The organism is Kaistia terrae, from assembly GCF_026344005.1.
Lineage (GTDB): Bacteria > Pseudomonadota > Alphaproteobacteria > Rhizobiales > Kaistiaceae > Kaistia > Kaistia terrae.
Map to the genome: position 1 here is coordinate 487,748 of NZ_JAPKNH010000001.1, position 15,502 is coordinate 503,249.

Annotated in this window: 15 protein-coding genes; 9 read left to right on the top strand and 6 right to left on the bottom strand. The window is 63.9% G+C overall.

Annotation, left to right across the window (positions count from 1 at the left end; genetic code table 11):
• Positions 1-6: 6 nt before the first annotated feature.
• The 5 genes from OSH12_RS02305 (at position 7) to OSH12_RS02325 (ending at position 2,674) form a co-directional block, all read left to right on the top strand.
• Positions 7-414, top strand: a complete 408-nt coding sequence (locus OSH12_RS02305; protein ID WP_266341882.1) for an SUF system Fe-S cluster assembly protein — start codon at positions 7-9, stop codon at positions 412-414.
• Positions 415-422: 8 nt separating this feature from the next.
• Positions 423-881 (top strand): VOC family protein, encoded by a 459-nt coding sequence (locus OSH12_RS02310; protein WP_266341883.1) that lies wholly within the window; start codon positions 423-425, stop codon positions 879-881.
• Positions 882-936: 55 nt separating this feature from the next.
• Positions 937-1,329, top strand: coding sequence for a Fe-S cluster assembly scaffold SufA (gene sufA / locus OSH12_RS02315; protein ID WP_266341884.1), 393 nt, complete (start codon positions 937-939; stop codon positions 1,327-1,329).
• Positions 1,330-1,650: 321 nt separating this feature from the next.
• Complete coding sequence (gene tenA, locus OSH12_RS02320) at positions 1,651-2,316, top strand: thiaminase II (RefSeq protein ID WP_266341885.1); 666 nt, start codon at positions 1,651-1,653, stop codon at positions 2,314-2,316.
• Complete coding sequence (locus tag OSH12_RS02325; protein WP_266341886.1) at positions 2,246-2,674, top strand: TfoX/Sxy family protein; 429 nt, start codon at positions 2,246-2,248, stop codon at positions 2,672-2,674. The genes tenA and OSH12_RS02325 overlap by 71 nt, the downstream gene beginning before the upstream one ends.
• A 25-nt stretch (positions 2,675-2,699) precedes the next feature.
• Here the strand turns inward: OSH12_RS02325 and OSH12_RS02330 are convergent, their stop codons facing one another.
• The 3 genes from OSH12_RS02330 to OSH12_RS02340 form a co-directional block, all read right to left on the bottom strand.
• On the bottom strand, positions 2,700-3,476 hold the full coding sequence (locus OSH12_RS02330) for a 2'-5' RNA ligase family protein (RefSeq protein ID WP_266341887.1): 777 nt from the start codon (positions 3,474-3,476) through the stop codon (positions 2,700-2,702).
• A gap of 259 nt (positions 3,477-3,735) precedes the next feature.
• A complete protein-coding gene (locus OSH12_RS02335) occupies positions 3,736-4,134 on the bottom strand; it encodes an endonuclease domain-containing protein (RefSeq protein ID WP_266341888.1) in 399 nt (132 codons plus the stop codon).
• A gap of 163 nt (positions 4,135-4,297) precedes the next feature.
• Complete coding sequence (locus OSH12_RS02340; RefSeq protein WP_266341889.1) at positions 4,298-7,705, bottom strand: acyl-[ACP]--phospholipid O-acyltransferase; 3,408 nt, start codon at positions 7,703-7,705, stop codon at positions 4,298-4,300.
• Between OSH12_RS02340 and OSH12_RS02345 the strand changes: the two genes are divergently transcribed.
• Positions 7,635-8,570 carry a TetR/AcrR family transcriptional regulator gene (locus OSH12_RS02345; RefSeq protein ID WP_266341890.1) on the top strand — a complete coding sequence of 312 codons (936 nt, stop codon included), beginning with the start codon at positions 7,635-7,637 and terminating at the stop codon, positions 8,568-8,570. The two genes, OSH12_RS02340 and OSH12_RS02345, sit on opposite strands and share 71 nt — an antisense overlap.
• Positions 8,571-8,824: 254 nt before the next feature.
• Here OSH12_RS02345 and OSH12_RS02350 read toward each other — a convergent pair whose 3' ends face one another.
• Genes OSH12_RS02350 through OSH12_RS02360 form a run of 3 tightly spaced genes read right to left on the bottom strand, consistent with a single transcriptional unit; the run spans position 8,825 to position 10,553 of the window.
• Complete coding sequence (locus OSH12_RS02350) at positions 8,825-9,832, bottom strand: phosphoenolpyruvate carboxykinase (ATP) (protein WP_266341891.1); 1,008 nt, start codon at positions 9,830-9,832, stop codon at positions 8,825-8,827.
• Positions 9,832-10,263: a lasso peptide biosynthesis B2 protein gene (locus tag OSH12_RS02355; protein WP_266341892.1), complete on the bottom strand. Its 432-nt coding sequence runs from the start codon at positions 10,261-10,263 to the stop codon at positions 9,832-9,834. The genes OSH12_RS02350 and OSH12_RS02355 overlap by 1 nt, the downstream gene beginning before the upstream one ends.
• Positions 10,260-10,553, bottom strand: coding sequence for a PqqD family protein (locus OSH12_RS02360; protein ID WP_266341893.1), 294 nt, complete (start codon positions 10,551-10,553; stop codon positions 10,260-10,262). The genes OSH12_RS02355 and OSH12_RS02360 overlap by 4 nt, the downstream gene beginning before the upstream one ends.
• Before the next feature lie 391 nt (positions 10,554-10,944).
• Between OSH12_RS02360 and OSH12_RS02365 the strand changes: the two genes are divergently transcribed.
• From OSH12_RS02365 to OSH12_RS02375, 3 genes are all read left to right on the top strand, one after another.
• Complete coding sequence (locus OSH12_RS02365; protein WP_266341894.1) at positions 10,945-12,003, top strand: nucleotidyltransferase family protein; 1,059 nt, start codon at positions 10,945-10,947, stop codon at positions 12,001-12,003.
• Between the two features lie 64 nt (positions 12,004-12,067).
• Positions 12,068-12,745 (top strand): Crp/Fnr family transcriptional regulator, encoded by a 678-nt coding sequence (locus OSH12_RS02370; protein WP_266341895.1) that lies wholly within the window; start codon positions 12,068-12,070, stop codon positions 12,743-12,745.
• 256 nt (positions 12,746-13,001) lie between these two features.
• Positions 13,002-15,497: a glycogen/starch/alpha-glucan phosphorylase gene (locus tag OSH12_RS02375; protein WP_266341896.1), complete on the top strand. Its 2,496-nt coding sequence runs from the start codon at positions 13,002-13,004 to the stop codon at positions 15,495-15,497.
• Positions 15,498-15,502 lie beyond the last annotated feature (5 nt).

A 15,502-nucleotide genomic window follows, 5' to 3' on the forward strand; every position in this document is an offset into this window, starting at 1 on the left:
TCTGAAATGGACGACATCGCGCTGATCAGCGAAGAGACGAACGAAGTGGCGGACGAAGCGACGGCGACCGCGCCGGAAGCTGCGGTTTCCGCCATTCCGGCCGAGGAACTGGAGCGTCTGACCGGCGACATCGTCGCCGCGCTGAAGACCGTCTACGATCCGGAAATCCCCGCCGACATCTACGAGCTTGGCCTGATCTACAAGATCGACGTCGATGACGACCGCAATGTCGCGATCGAGATGACGCTGACGGCGCCGGGTTGTCCCGTGGCCGGTGAAATGCCGGGCTGGGTGGAAAACGCCGTTGGATCCGTTCCGGGCATTGGCCGTGTCGATGTCACCATGACCTTCGATCCGCCCTGGTCGCAGGACCGGATGTCGGATGAGGCTCGCGTCGCGCTCGACTGGTATTGAGGCCGACAATGGGCACGCCGCCACCGATCACCGGCGTTCTGGAAACGGCGATCTATGTCGACGACATCAAGCGTGCCGCGAAGTTCTATCGCGACGTGCTCGGCCTGCAGGCTTTGATCGAGGATGACCGCCTGGTTGCCTTCGATGCCGGGCCGGCCAGTGTGCTTCTGGTGTTCCTGCGTGGCGCGACGTTGAAGGATGTCGTGCTGCCGGGCGGCACCATTCCCGCCCATGACAGCAGCGGACCCTATCATTTCGCGCTGCGTATCCCGAAGGATGCGCTGTCCGCCTGGCGCGATCATCTGGTGGCGAAGGGCGTCCTCGTCACCGCCGAGATGGTCTGGCCGCAGGGTGGCGAGAGCCTCTATTTCAACGATCCGGATGGCCATGTCGTCGAGCTGGCGACACCCGGCATTTGGTCGAACGATTCCGATCTACCCGTCGCTGCCTTGCAGAACGGCATTTGATAGCCGATCTTAAGGGTCGACAAAGGCGCTTTGCGCCGCGAACTGGAGATATGCCATGGGCGTCCGTTCACGCTTTGCCGTGATGACCCTGACCGATGCCGCCGCCGAGCGCGTGCGCGAAATCGTCGAGGATTCCGACGTGCCCGTGCTGGGCCTACGCATTGGCGTCAAAAAGGGTGGCTGCGCCGGCATGGAATACACCATGAAGCCGGTCGCCGAGCCCGATCCCAAGGACGAGCGCATCGAGGAGAAGGGCGCTTCGGTGTTCATCGATCCGGCCGCGGTTCTCTACCTGCTCGGCACGGTGATGGATTTCGAGACGACCAAGCTGCGTTCGGGCTTCGTGTTCAAGAACCCGAACGAGGTTTCGGCCTGCGGTTGCGGTGAGTCCGTCATGCTGAAGCCGGCGGATCTCTCCGAGGCGAATGCCGCGACGGCCGACCACTAAGGCGGGCTTGCTTCACCTCTCGCCTCACGGGAGAGGTCGACGCACGCAGTGCGGCGGGTGAGGGTTTACGGCCTCACCGGATTTCCCAAACGCAACGCACCGTGCTCAACATGCTGAGGAGGCCCGAAGGGCCGTCTCGAAGCACGCAGAGCATATTCCGAACCCACCCTCTCCGCAGTCATCCCGGCGAAGGCCGGGATCCATACCCGCCGCCGGATTTCCGGACAGCCCCGCCTACATCCCCTGGCCAATGGTGATGGCCCCAGCCTTCGCCGGGGCGACGATGCCCGCGCCATCCCGAGTTCCATTCTGGAGACTTTCTTGTCCAGCCTGTTCGAGCGCTTGAAGTCCGATGCCGCCGCTGAGTGGCACGCCTATGTTCGCCATCCCTTCGTGGTCGGCCTTGGCGACGGCACGCTGCCCAAGCCGAGCTTCCAGCACTATTTGGTGCAGGATTACCTGTTCCTGATCGAGTTCGCTCGCGCCTATGCCATCGGCGTCTACAAGGCGCCAAACGCTTTGGAAATGCGCAAGGCTTCGGCCGGGATGCATGCCATCCTCGACGAAACCAGCCTGCATCTGACGCTTTGCGCCGAATGGGGGCTGTCGCAGGAAGCGGTTGAGAACACGCCGGAAGCCCGCGCCACCGTCGCCTACACGCGCTTTGTGCAGGAGGCCGGCTTGCGCGGCGACATGCTCGATCTCATTGTCGCGCTGTCGCCCTGCGTCGTCGGTTATGCAGAAATCGGTACCGATCTCGCGGCTTCCGGTACCGGCCTTGATGGCGCAAATCCCTATTCCGCCTGGATCCGCGAATATGCGGGCGAGGGCTATCAGGGCGTGGCCGAGGCAAGCCTTGCCCAGATCGACCGCCTCGCGGCAGACTATCTGACCGAGGCGCGCTATCCGCGCCTGCTTGAGATCTTCCGGCAGGCGGTCCGCCTGGAGGCTGATTTCTGGCAGATGGGCCTCGATATCGCAGACTGAGGCAGCCCATGACGGCCGATCTCGATTATCTCGCAGAGCTGTTGAGCCGGTCGGCGGCGTTCGCATCCGCCGCATGTTCGGCGGTCTGGGCTTTTTTCGCGATGGGCTGATGTTCGGCATCTGGCAGGGCGATGTCATCTACCTGAAGGCCGATGACCAAACCCGCCAGGCCTATGAAGCCGAGGGCTGCGGCCCATTCGTCTATGGCTCGAAGAACGGCCGCGATACATCGCTCAGCTACTATCGCATTCCGGAACGCCTGCTCGACGACACGGACGAGTTGCGCGACTGGGCGCTGGCCGCGATCGACGTCGCGATCCGGGCCAACGCCGCCAAGCCGATCAAGCAGCGGAAGTAGCGGAAAGTCCTCTTTCGCGCCGCCATCAGGGCGCCAGCGCGATCGCCTTCAGTTCCTTCCGGGCCGTGCCGAAGGTGCCGAGTTGATAGACCGATGCGCCGGTCGGGGAGAACGTGAACGTTTCGAACGGCTTGGCCAGCATCTTGTTCAGATAAGCTTCCGTTCCGACGCCGATGGTCACGTGCGGATTGAAATGGTCGCCCGCCGCGACCTTGGTGAATCCGGCGACATACTCGATCAGCGATTTCTGGATGTCCCGTCCGCCGTCTTGGCTGAAGAATGCCGAAGGCGTTCCCGTCTTCACCGTGAAGGGCTTGATGGCGGTGATCAGCTCATCCTGCAGCCGATGCAGGTCGGCGGTCGGTTCGACAACGATCCCGGCAAGGCCGACCGGCGGTGACGGGATATAGTAGTATTTGAAGGCCTTCAGCGGCCATGTCGTCGGCTTCTCCTTGCTGATAACCGCGTCCGCCGCCGCATAGACCTTGTCGAGGTCGTCGGTGCGTACGAATTGCTGCAGCAGCGTGACGTGAGGGTGGTGGGTCGCGTCGAGCGAAAACCCCTTCGGGAAGGACTTCAGCAGACGGGCGTTGGCGTCCTTCGCGTGCTGAAGCATCGTCGCGTCGGGTTCGAGCGCGATATCGATCGCGGTCACGGAATCGGATTGCGCTCTCGCACCGTCGATCGGCCCGAGCGCCAGGAGCAGCCCGAGGCCAGCCGCCATGCCGGCCACGATGAAGGCAGGTGCGCGCCGAGTGTGCTTCGGGGACAAAAACGGGCTCGCCGGAATAGCATTCGTCATCGCTCTTCTCCCGCAATTTTTGGCAAATCCGCAGGGGAGGTTGGTCGCCTGCGCGCTTTGAAAGACTTGCGCGCAGCCGATCGCCTTCAAGGCGCTTCACGCGATTGTGGAAGGCGCGAGATCGCTCAACCGGGAGCCAGTCCCCAACGGAAAGCAAGCCCCTCACCCAACCCTCTCCCGCGAGCGGGCGAGGGCTCTTTCGGCCTGCGGCTTTGTCGCAGGCCTAGCCGTCACTGTTCGGGAGAGCCAGCGTCTTCAATTACGCCGAGCCCGCCGGGATCGCCCCCTCTCCCGCCTGCGGGAGAGGGCTGGGGTGAGGGGCTTTCTGGCAGGCTTCGACGATCTGCCGCAACACTTCGTCGATGTTCTCAAACAGATCGTTGTTCCAGAACCGGACAACGCGATAGCCGAGGCCAGCCAATATGTCCGCCCGGTGCCGATCATGCCCGGCGCGCATTTCCGCATGTTGCCCGCCATCGAGTTCGACGATGAGCATGGTGTCCTTGCAGACGAAATCGGCGAAGTAACCTTCGATTGGAACCTGTCGGCGGAACTTCAATCCCTGGAGCCGGCGATCGCGCAGATGCAGCCAGAGCTTCAATTCGGCATCGGTCTGGGTCCTTCGCAAGGGCCGGGCGCGCGCGATTTCCTTGCGCATGGCTCCCCCGAAAGCAAGACCCTCACCCAACCCTCTCCCGCAAGCGGGCGAGGGCTTTTCCGCCGGCGGGTTTCATTCGGAACGAGACCACCATCCGTCCAACCCCTCCGCCCGGACTCCCTCGCCCGCGTGCGGGAGAGGGTGGGGTGAGGGGCTTGCTGTCCTATTCGACCACCACAGCTTCCGGATGCGGAGCCTTTGCCCTGACCGCGAGCTCCGTCACGGCCGTATTGTCGACCTTGCCGGATCCGAGCATTGGCAGCTTTTCGACGAAGATCACCGTCCTCGGCAGCATGATCTCCGACAGGCCGCGCGTCCGGGCGAAGCGCTGGAACTCCGCGAGGTCGGCGTCCGGCCGCTCGGTCACCAGCACGATCTCCTCGCCCTTGCGCTCATGCGGCACGGCGGCGGCCGCCGTCGCATGGTGCGGCCAGAATTCGCCGGCCAGCGCTTCAAGCGCCGCCAGCGACACCATTTCGCCGCCGACTTTGGCAAAGCGTTTGGCGCGACCGGAGATGGTGATGTAGCCGCTATCGATGGTGACGATGTCGCCGGTGTCGTACCAGCCATCGACCGGCGCCTCGAGCACGCCCGGCGCCTCGGCGCGATAGTAGCCGCGCATGACATTGGCGCCGCGAACCAACAATTTTCCGCCTTCCTCGATGCCGGCGATCTTTTCCAGCCGGGTTTCGATGCCGGGAAGCGCCTTGCCGACCGAGCCCGGACGGTTGGCCATCGGCGTGTTGATGGCGATGACCGGCGCAGTCTCGGTCGTGCCATAGCCTTCCAACAGGCGGATGCCGAACTTCTCCGACCAGACGCGGCGCGTCTCGGGCTTCACCCGCTCGGCGCCGGCGAAGACATAACGCACCGAATAGAAGTCGTAAGGGTGCGCCATCCTGGCATAGCCGGCCAGGAAAGTGTCGGTGCCGAACAGGATGGTGGCGTTCACGTCATAGGCCATTTCCGGCACGATCCGGTAATGCAGCGGCGAGGGGTAGAGCATCTGCCGGACGCCGGAGAACAGCGGCAGCAGGCAGCCCGCCGTCAATCCGAAGGCGTGGAACAGCGGCAGCGCATTGAGGACGATGTCCTCGCCGGAGAAGTCTATGACGCTGGCGATCTGCTGGCGGTTTGACTGGATGGCGTGGTGGCTGAGCGAGACGCCCTTGGGTGTTCCCTCGGAGCCGGAGGTAAACAGCACCACGGCTTCGGCCTGCGGATCGGTCGGGCGCTGGAAGGCGACGCGGGAGAGAAACAGCGGCGCAACCCCGCCAAGCATGGCAAACAGCTTGCGGAACAGGCCGATTTCGCCGCGCAGATCCTCCAGATAGACGATCCGGGTGTTCTGGCCGAGTATGTCGATCAACGGCTGCAAGCGGCCCTTTTCCACGAACAGCCGCGAGGTCAGCACCAGCTTGACCTCAGCCGCCTTCCGCGCCGCGTCGACCGAAGCAGGGCCGGCGGAGAAGTTGAGCATGGCCGGGATGCGGCCCGTCACCTGCAGCGCGAAGAACGTGACGACGGCGGCAAGCGTGTTGGGCAGCAGCACGCCGACCCGCTCGCCCGGCGAAGTCAGTTTCGCGAACGATTTTCCAAGCGCGAACGCGCCGCGGATGATCTGCGTATAGCCGATCGGGCTGCGGGTGACGTCTTCGATGACGGGACGCTTGCCGTGGATATGGCGGGCATGCAGCAGCGCGTCGAACAGAGTCTCCGCCGCCGGGCTGGTCTCGTAGACCATCTCGGTCATGATTGCTTGCAGGTGATGGCCTGCCTCGTGGCGGCGCTTGCGTCCGACAAGGCCGGGCGTCAGCTCGATCCGGCGCGTCGGCAACACCGTCATCTGGATGTCGGGGAACAGGCGGCGCCGAACCTTGCCCTTGAGCCGTGAGAAGATCGTGTATTGCGCGCCGTCGATGCGGACGGGGATGATCGGCACGTCGGCAAGCGCCGCGATCATCGCCGGGCCGTCATAGACCTTCATCAGCGCGCCGGTGACGGTGATGCGCCCTTCCGGGAAGATCACAAGCCGGCGGCCTTCCTTCACCAGCTTGACCATTTTTCGCACGGTGAACGGGCTGGTCGGGTCGACGGGCACGAGATCGAAGAACAGGAAGGCCGGCTGCACCCACCAGCGTTCGGCGATGTATTTGTTGATCGCGAACACCGGCTTGCCCGGCAGCAGGCAGCCGATCAGCACAGCGTCGAGGAACGAGGTGTGGTTGACCACCACCACCGCCGATTCCTCTCCGTCGCCATAGTTTTCCAACCCCTTCACGCGTGCGCCGAAGAAGAGCTGGAGAAGGCGATGGCCGATCGCCTTGACCAGTTCGTCGGGGACGAATTTCAGGCACACGATGGCCGCGATGATGTTGGCGAGGCCGAGCCAGAACAGCAGTTGCAGCGTCGTGACCCCAGCAGCGAGCAGGCCCGCCGCAACGACGGTGCCGAGCACCATGACGGCCGAATTCATGATGTTGTTGCCGGCGATCGCAGCCGAACGCTCATGCTCGTCGGCGCGCGATTGCAGCAGCGCGTACAGCGGCACGGTGAACAGGCCGCCGCCAAAGGCAACGCCGACGAGATCGATCAGGACGCGAATGCCGGGGCCCGACGTGATGAACGCGCCGAAATCGAGCGCGCCACCGGCGCCGACCGCGCCGAGCGCGCTGGCCGAATAGGACAAATCGACCATGAAGGCGGCCATGACCAGCGCGCCGATCGGCGTATGGCGGGCCGAGATGTGGCCGGCGAGCACTTTTGCTGTGGCGGCCGAGCCGAGCGCGATGCCGACGACGAAGGCGGCGACCAGCAGGTTGGCGACGATTTCGTCGACCTTCAGCGTCGACTTGGCGAAGTCGGGGAACACCGACATCACGATCAGGCCGATCATCCAGAACCAGGAGATGCCGGAGACAGCGAGGAAGAGCGTGCGTTTGCGGCGAATGGCGGCGAAGGCGTCGCGGCTGGAGCCGATGAGCGAGAACTTGAATTTTCCGGCTCCCGGCGCCGGCGGGGCGGACGGGATGAAAAAGGCGGCGACCGCGCCGATCAGCGCGACGGAGACCAGGCCGACAATCGCCACCCACTTGCCGCCGAGACCGATGGTGAGGCCGCCGAACAGCGTGCCCAGCAGGATGGCGACGAAGGTCGAGCCCTCGAACAGCGCATTGGCGGCGACCAGCCGTTCGCGGCCGACGAATTGCGGCAGGATCGAATATTTCGCCGGCCCGAAGATGGTCGATTGCACCGCGTAGAGGAACATGCCGAGCAAGGCGAGGGGTGCGGAATGGATCATGATGGCGATCGACGACAGGATCGCCAGCCCGACCTCGGCAAGCCGGGTCCAGCGCACGACGAGCTTCTTGTCGACCGTGTCGGAGAGCCGGCCCGAGACGCCGGAGAACAGGAAGAAGGGCAGCATGAACACCGCGCCGCCCAGCGTCACCGCCACTTGCGGCGATAGGCCGAACAGATCCGCGCCGCCATAGGCGACCATGAAGCCGAAGGCGCTCTTCAGCGCATTGTCGGCAAACGCGCCGAACCACTGCACGATGAAGAGCGGCAAAAAGCCCGGCGTCTTCAAAAGGGGCGGGGAGCCGGCAGGCGTGGCGCCAGGCGACGGGGTGTCGTGCGGTGATGTCTGTGCGGAAGCGTCCATGACGTCAAACCTCAGCCTGTTCGCGGCGACTCGCAAGTCGCTTTTATTGAACGATGTTCAATTGAATATCATCGTTTTGAACGCTGTTCAATACATGCTATCCCGTCCGGTGATAGGGAACGCAGTTGGAGTGGCCGGCCCGGCTTTCGCAGGAATGCGGTCCGGACTGGCAGAAGGCAGGAACGGCATGGCACGTCGCAGCGATCATGCGCCCGATGAATTGAAGCGCCTCGCAAGCGATGCCGGCCGGGCGATCGCCTCGGAGGAGGGGCTTCGCGGACTGACCGTGCGCCGCGTCGCCGAGCGGATCGGCTATGCGCCCGGCACGCTCTATAATCTGTTTGCCAATCTCGATGACCTGATCGTGCAGATCAACGGCTCGACGCTGGATGCGCTGGGTGTCGTGCTGGCCGAAGCGGCGAAGGCAGATCCGGAAGACCGGCCGCGAAAACTGGTCGAGGCCTATTTTGATTTCGTCGAAAGCCGGCCGCGCCTCTGGAGCATGTTGTTCGAGCATCGATTGCCGGAGGGAGAGGATCTGCCCGACTGGTATCGGCCGAAGCTCGCGGCGCTGCTGGCTCTCGTGGCCGAGGCACTGGGACCGCTGATGCAGGATCAGACCTTTGAGGCGCGGCAGGCGATCATCGTCACCATGTGGGCCGGGTTGCACGGCATCTCGACGCTGGCGGTCTCAAGCAAGCTGACCCTCGTCGCTGAAACCGACCCACGCCAGTTGGGCCATCTTCTCGTCCAGCGAATGCTGGGGCGCTAGGGCAAGGCCGCCGTCCTCTTGGGCATCCGGGCCGCGTGCGAGCTTTCTGGACCCTCCTTCGAGGCTTCGCTGCGCGAAGCACCTCAGGATGATGGCCGGTAAGGGTGAGGGGACGGGGAGCATGAGGCTTCGCCGGATGATCCCGTACCTTCGTCGGGAGCTGACTTGGTGCCCTCTGGAGCCACACGACCATCATCCTGAGGTGCCCGGCAGAGCCGGGCCTCGAAGGAGGGTCCAGAAGGCTCCTTACAACCTCAGCTCGCCGCAACCTCGGCCTCGCGGACGATCCCGAGGGCCGCGTCAAAGGCCGGAGCGATGGTGCGGGGCAGGGTGCCGGCGTTGAGCCGGTAGGTCGGCGTCGCGCTGACGAGCTTGGACAGCAGGCGGAACAACACCTGCTGCTGAGGCGGGACGCCGTCGTCGAACACGCCGATATTGTCGGTCAGTATGACGGAAAGCGCGTCGGCCTTGCTGAGACGAGAAAGGCTTGCCTCGCCATCCGAACGCGGCCCGACCACGACCACGGCGGCGATCTTGTAGCTTCGAGTGGCGTCCGGCAGCGGCATCAGTCCGGCGAGCGCGGCGCGCGTCAGCGGCGCCTCGTCCTCGTCGCCGCCAAATTCGCCGAGATGCGGCGCGATTTCCGGGAACAGCGCCGCCGTCCGTCGCTGCACCTTCAAGGTGCGCGGCATGCCCCAGCCGACAAGGTCGGTACCGTCCTGGCGCAAAATGACTGCGTCATCGCCCATATGGCCAAAGCCGCCAAGCGCCAGAGCCAGCGATGTCGTCGTCTTGCCGAAACCACTGGGCGCGAAAAGCAGCACCAGTTCGTCGCGGTCCGGCAAAAGCAGCGATGCCGAGTGAATCGTCATCAGCCCATGCCCGCGCAGGGCGATGTCGAAAAGCACCGCGCCGGCCATCGAGCGAAGCGGCTTCTCGGCGGACCCTACCGCCAGGACTTCGGTTAACGGCCGGCCGGCTTCCTCGATGATCGAGAGCCTGCCCGGCATATAAAACTGCTGGCGCTCGCCCGAGCGATGGATCTCGGCATAGCTGCCGTCGATCAGCGTGCCGCTCCAGATCATTGCGCCCTGGGGCGCAATGTCGTCACCGGCGGCCTCGCGGATGACAATCTCATGCTCGACAGGGCCTTCCGGCTGCACGAACTCCGCGAGTTGCGGGAAAGCCACCTCACCAGTGTCCTGGCGCTGGTCGACGAGATTGAAGGTGAGGCCGGGTATGACGAACCGGGTCGTGGACATCAGGCGGGTCTCGCGCGGTTCTTCTCGACGAAAATCGTCACCATGGACGGCTCCGGCGGATTGAGGATTTCCATATTGTCCGCCACCACCCAGCAATGCGCGGAAAGCTTCGCACTGCCGATGCTCTTGCGGTCGACGCCAAAGTGCATTTCGGCCGGTATACCCGCGAGCGTGAGGAAACGATAAGCGAGAATTCCTTCGCGCAGGCAGCGGCGGTCGCGCATGACCCAGGGCCGCCGCGCCGCGCGCTTGGAGCGATGGGCGATATAGGGCGCAGCCAGGCCGCGATAGCGGCGTCCGGGACCGGCATCGGCAATCTTCATGATATCGGAGAAATCACGCGATTTGCGACAGCGTAACGCCAGCGTGCGGGCCCAGAACCAGAGTTCAGTCCGGAACATAAGCCAGCGAAGGACGCCGTTGGGGGTCATTTTTCGACGCGGACGATCAGGCCTTCACCGGCCAGATGGTTGGCAAGTTCCGACATGTCGTCACGCAGCATGGCGGCGTCGACGTCGAACACCCTTTCGAGCTCAGAAAGTATGCCGGCGAAATTCCGCGTTCCATCGACGGTCGCCAGGAAGGCAGCGGTGGTGTCGTTGCAGGTGAAAAGCTGCCCGGACACGGTGTCGAGCAGAACCCCGCCCTCACCATCGCCAAGCGGCTGGAAGCTCGTATTTTCATGCAGCGCCCAAACAACGCCCGGCTCAATTCTCGACACAGCACGCCCTTCCGTCAGCGTTCGATTCCCGCGTGGGATAGCTCAACCACAAGTGATTGACCAGAGGCCCAACTTGCGGAGGCTTCCATAAGGACGTCATACTGATTAGGTTGATTCTAAATGTGTCGGAGGATGTTCATTGGCCAATCGTAGTGAAAAAAAGCCGTACGAGAGACCCGAACTGGTAAAGCGGGATCGTGTCGCGATGATCGTCGCCGCAATTTCCGGCTCGGCGCCCCTGCCGCCGCCATAGGCGGACCTTCCATCTCCGTCCGGATAGACCTTCGGGGGCGGAGTTTGGGGCTGAACATTTAAAGGGCGGTGCCAGGCACCGCCTTTTTCCGTGCTTAGGTGGATATACCTTGAATCGCAATGCCCGGGCTGGGGCGTGATGTCCGTCGTTGAAGCTGCCGCGCTGCCTTCCTTGTCCGCTGCCGGGCCGCGCCGCCTGTCGGGCGTCGACGCCCGTATGCTGATTGCGCTCGCCGATCCACAATCGGCCATCGTTCCGCCATCGCTGACGGCGGAGAGGGCCATTCTGTTGCTGTCGCAGGCCGAGCGGCATGGCGTGTTGCCGGCCGTCTTGCGAAAGCTTCGGCCGGGCCTGGGTTCCGCCGAGCGCCTGCCGATCCGCGACGGCTTCGCCCAGCGCTATTCAGCTGGCGTCGCTTTCAACATGCAGTTGCGCGCGGAAGGCAAGCGGCTCCTGACGGCGTTACGGGCTGCCGGCCAGCCGGCGCTGCTGATCAAGGGGCAGGATTTTGCCGAGAACCTCTATCCCGATCCCCTGTTGCGGCCGACAACCGACATCGATCTGATCGTGCCTGTCGAACGCTTGTCCGGCATCGAGGCAGTCGTGGCCGCGAGCGGCTTCGAACTGATAGCCGATCAGCGTGACGACGAGCAGCTCGAGCGAAAATGGATTCACTCGGTTCATCGCCAGCTGATGGTGGAGATTCAGGGCAATCTGGTGCATGCGCCCGGCCTGCGTTCGAAGCTCTCCCTGGGGTTTGCCGAGCTTTGCCCCGGCGGCGATCCGGGAGAGGCGGCGCGGCCTTCGGCGCGACTGGCGATCGCCGGCGTTCATGCCGCCAGCTCGCACCATTTCGAAAAGCTGCGACTGGTCGTCGATGTCCTGCAGGGGGCGCGCCGCCTGCAGGGAGCGGCCGAGGAAGCCGCGCTCGACGATCTCATCCGCCGTTCCGGCACGCGCCTCGCGCTGGTCGCCGCGCTCGATCTGGCGGCGCGGCTCTATGACGACGCGCGGTGCCGGGAATTGGCGCAGGCGTTGTCGCCGGTGCGCTTCCGCAGCGCCGCCAGGCTCCTGATCACGCCCGATGTCGTGATGGCGATGGAGACCGGCGAGCGGGCGTTGCAATCGTGGCGCCGCTCGCTGTTTCGCGAGTTGCTGAAGCGTGGTGAGGGAAGGGCTCCGATTCTCTCGTCATGAGACGAATTGAATGCTATCCGTTGTGCAGCGCGATGGGTTCGCGTGAAAGTCGACGGAGGGCAGGGTGCAGGTCGCCGAGATAGTTTCCTGGCTCGGTCGAACGAGCTTCTTCAATGGCCTGGACAAGGACGACCTGACGCGTCTGGCGCAGATCGCCCGTGTCTCGACCTATCCGGCCGACACGGTGCTGTTCTCGCAAGGGGACGAATCGGACGGACTTTATTCGGTCGTCGATGGCATCGTCCGTATCTTCCTGACGGCGGATGACAGCCGCGAGTTGACCATCCAGTTGTTCGAAGAGGGCGAGGTGATCGGCGAAATCGCGCTGATCGACGGCCTGCCGCGCAGTGCCGGAGCGGCGACCCTGACCGAAACGCGGATGATCTTCGTGCCGCGGCAGTCCTTCCTCAATCTGCTCGACAGTTCGAGCCAGTTGCAGCGCCAGATCATTCTCAGTCTCTGCGAGCGGCTTCGACAGACCAACGATCAGGTCAACCGCGCCGTCTTTTCGGATCTGCGGCATCGGTTGCTGGTGCTGCTGCGCCAGCTTGCGCTGATCCACGGCCGGATCGAGCGCGACATCGCCGTGGTTGAACTCGACCTGACGCAGGGCACGCTGGCACAGATGCTGGGCGCGAGCCGCGAGGCGGTGAACAAGCAGATACGCGCGCTGATCAAGGAAGGCCGCCTCTCGGTCGATGGCCACCGCATTATCGTGCACCGCTCGACCCGGGACGCCTGAAAGCCCTGCGCAACGCATTCCCACTGAAAATGATGACGATTTGGGCAACCGATAGGTTGTCGTCCAATCGAAACGGTCTGTGGCATAAGGTGCCCTGGCAACAAGGTGCCGACTCCTCCGCGACCCCGCAGCGGAAGAGCGCGGAAATCCGGCATCAATGTTGCATGGAACAAGGTCTGGCCTGAGCGATCGCCAAGGGGCCGGACACGAGCAATAGCGGCGAGCAGGACGAGGACATTCGATGCAGGATGCTACCATGTCGATATCGACGGACGACGCCAAGAGCGGCAAGCGTGCGCGCGTATCCGCCGCCGCGTCGGAAGCCGATGTGGCCGCTGCCCGCGACGCCATCACCGACAAGCTGACCTATGCGGTCGGCAAGAACGCCGTCACGGCAAGCGACCGCGACTGGTTTGTCGCCACCGCCTTGGCCGTGCGCGACCGCATGGTCGATCCCTGGATCGCCTCGTCCAAGGCCACCTATGCCGAGGGCCGCAAGCGCGTCTATTACCTGTCGCTCGAATTCCTCATCGGCCGCCTGCTGTTCGACGCGATGAACAATCTCGGGCTGACCGATGCGTTTCGCGCCGCGTTGGGGGATCTTGGTGTCGACATGGATCGCCTCAAGACCGTCGAGCCGGACGCAGCGCTCGGCAATGGCGGTCTCGGCCGTCTCGCCGCCTGCTTCATGGATTCCATGGCTTCGCTGTCGATCCCGGCCTATGGCTACGGCATCCGCTACGATCACGGCCTGTTCCGCCAGGTGGTGAAGAATGGCTGGCAGCAGGAATATCCCGAGACCTGGCTCTCCTTCGGCAATCCCTGGCAGTTCGAGCGCCCCGAGGTTGTCTACGACATCCAGTTCGGCGGCTCGGTCGAGGCGATCATGTCGCCGACCGGCGTTGCCCGCTATGTCTGGCATGCGGCCGAGACGATCGAGGCGGTTCCCTATGACACGCCGATCCCCGGCTGGCGCGGCCGCCACGTCAACACGCTGCGCCTCTGGTCGGCGCGCGCCGTCGATCCGCTGCGTCTCGACGCCTTCAACTCCGGCGATCACATCGGCGCGCTGGTCGAGCAGGTCCGGGCCGAGGCGATCTCGAAGATCCTCTATCCGAGCGACGAGAGTGCTGCCGGGCAGGAACTGCGCCTGCGGCAGGAATATTTCTTCGTCTCCGCCTCGCTGCAGGATTTGATCCACCGCCACACCCGCACCTATGGCGACATCCGCTCGCTGCCGGACAAGGTGGCGATCCAGCTCAACGACACCCATCCGGCGATTTCCGTCGCCGAACTGATGCGCATCCTCGTCGACCTGCGCGATATTCCGTGGGACGAGGCGTGGGACATCACCACCCGCACGCTCGGCTACACCAACCACACGCTGCTGCCGGAAGCGCTCGAGACGTGGCCGGTGCCGCTGCTCGATCGCCTGCTGCCGCGCCAGATGCAGATCATCTACCTGATCAACGCGATCCATCTGGAGAAGGCGAAAAAGCTCGCGGAATCGGACGACCGCTTCCTCTCCTCCGTTTCGCTGATCGACGAGAACAATGGCCGGCGCGTGCGCATGGGCCATCTCGCCTTTATTGGCTCGCATTCGATCAACGGCGTTTCGGCGCTGCATTCCGACCTGATCAAGCAGACGATCTTCCGGGATCTCGACCAGGTCTATCCCGACCGTCTCAACAACAAGACCAACGGCATCACTTTCCGCCGCTGGCTGCATGAGGCCAATCCCGGCCTGACGCGCATCCTCGTCGACACCTGCGGCCCGTCGATTCTCGACAATGCCGATGTGCTGTCGAAGCTGGAGCCGTTGGCTGGCGATGTCGGCCTGCATGAGGCGTTCGGCGCGGTTCGTCGGGACAACAAGATCGCGCTGGCCAAGCTGATCCGCGACCGGCTCGACATCCGCGTCAATCCGAATGCGCTGTTCGACGTGCAGATCAAGCGCATCCACGAATACAAGCGCCAGCTGCTCAACATCCTGGAGACGATCGCGCTCTACCAGGCCATGCGCGCCCAGCCCCACAAGGAGTGGGTGCCGCGGGTAAAAATCTTCGCCGGCAAGGCGGCGGCGAGCTACCATCAGGCCAAGCTGATCATCAAGCTCGCCAATGACGTGGCGCAGGTCGTCAACAACGATCCGACCGTGCGCGACCTGCTCAAGGTGGTGTTCCTGCCGAATTACAATGTCAGCCTGGCCGAGATGATCATCCCGGCCGCCGACTTGTCCGAGCAGATCTCGACTGCCGGCATGGAGGCTTCCGGCACCGGCAACATGAAGCTGGCGCTCAATGGCGCTCTGACCATCGGCACGCTTGATGGCGCCAATGTCGAGATCAAGGAACGCGTCGGCGACGACAACATCTTCATCTTCGGCCTCACCACCGAGGAAGTCGCTGCACGCCGCGCCAAGGGCATCGACGCCGCCGACACGATCGCCAGGTCGCGCATGCTGGCCGACGTTCTGGAAGCCATCGATTCAGGCATCTTCTCGCCCGGCGAGCCAGCCCGCTTCGCCGCGCTGACCACGGCATTGCGCCATCACGACTATTTCCTCGTGACCGCGGATTTCGATTCTTACTACGCAGCGCAACGAGACGTTGACGCGCTATGGCTCGACAGAGCAGCATGGTGGAAAGCGAGCCTACTGAACACGGCTCGGGTCGGCTGGTTTTCCTCGGACCGCACCATCGCGGAATATGCCGGGCAAATCTGGGACGTACCCGTCAAGCCGGCTGGATAGGCAAA

Bases quoted from the DNA above. Each gene is read 5' to 3' on its own strand.
- OSH12_RS02365 (WP_266341894.1), top strand. From the start codon at position 10,945: ATGTCCGTCGTTGAAGCTGCCGCGCTGCCTTCCTTGTCCGCTGCCGGG.
- OSH12_RS02305 (WP_266341882.1), top strand. From the start codon at position 7: ATGGACGACATCGCGCTGATCAGCGAAGAGACGAACGAAGTGGCGGAC.
- OSH12_RS02345 (WP_266341890.1), top strand. From the start codon at position 7,635: ATGAAGCCGAAGGCGCTCTTCAGCGCATTGTCGGCAAACGCGCCGAAC.
- OSH12_RS02355 (WP_266341892.1), bottom strand. From the start codon at position 10,263: ATGACCCCCAACGGCGTCCTTCGCTGGCTTATGTTCCGGACTGAACTC.
- sufA (WP_266341884.1), top strand. From the start codon at position 937: ATGGGCGTCCGTTCACGCTTTGCCGTGATGACCCTGACCGATGCCGCC.
- OSH12_RS02310 (WP_266341883.1), top strand. From the start codon at position 423: ATGGGCACGCCGCCACCGATCACCGGCGTTCTGGAAACGGCGATCTAT.
- OSH12_RS02350 (WP_266341891.1), bottom strand. From the start codon at position 9,832: ATGTCCACGACCCGGTTCGTCATACCCGGCCTCACCTTCAATCTCGTC.
- OSH12_RS02330 (WP_266341887.1), bottom strand. From the start codon at position 3,476: ATGACGAATGCTATTCCGGCGAGCCCGTTTTTGTCCCCGAAGCACACT.
- OSH12_RS02375 (WP_266341896.1), top strand. From the start codon at position 13,002: ATGTCGATATCGACGGACGACGCCAAGAGCGGCAAGCGTGCGCGCGTA.
- OSH12_RS02335 (WP_266341888.1), bottom strand. From the start codon at position 4,134: ATGCGCAAGGAAATCGCGCGCGCCCGGCCCTTGCGAAGGACCCAGACC.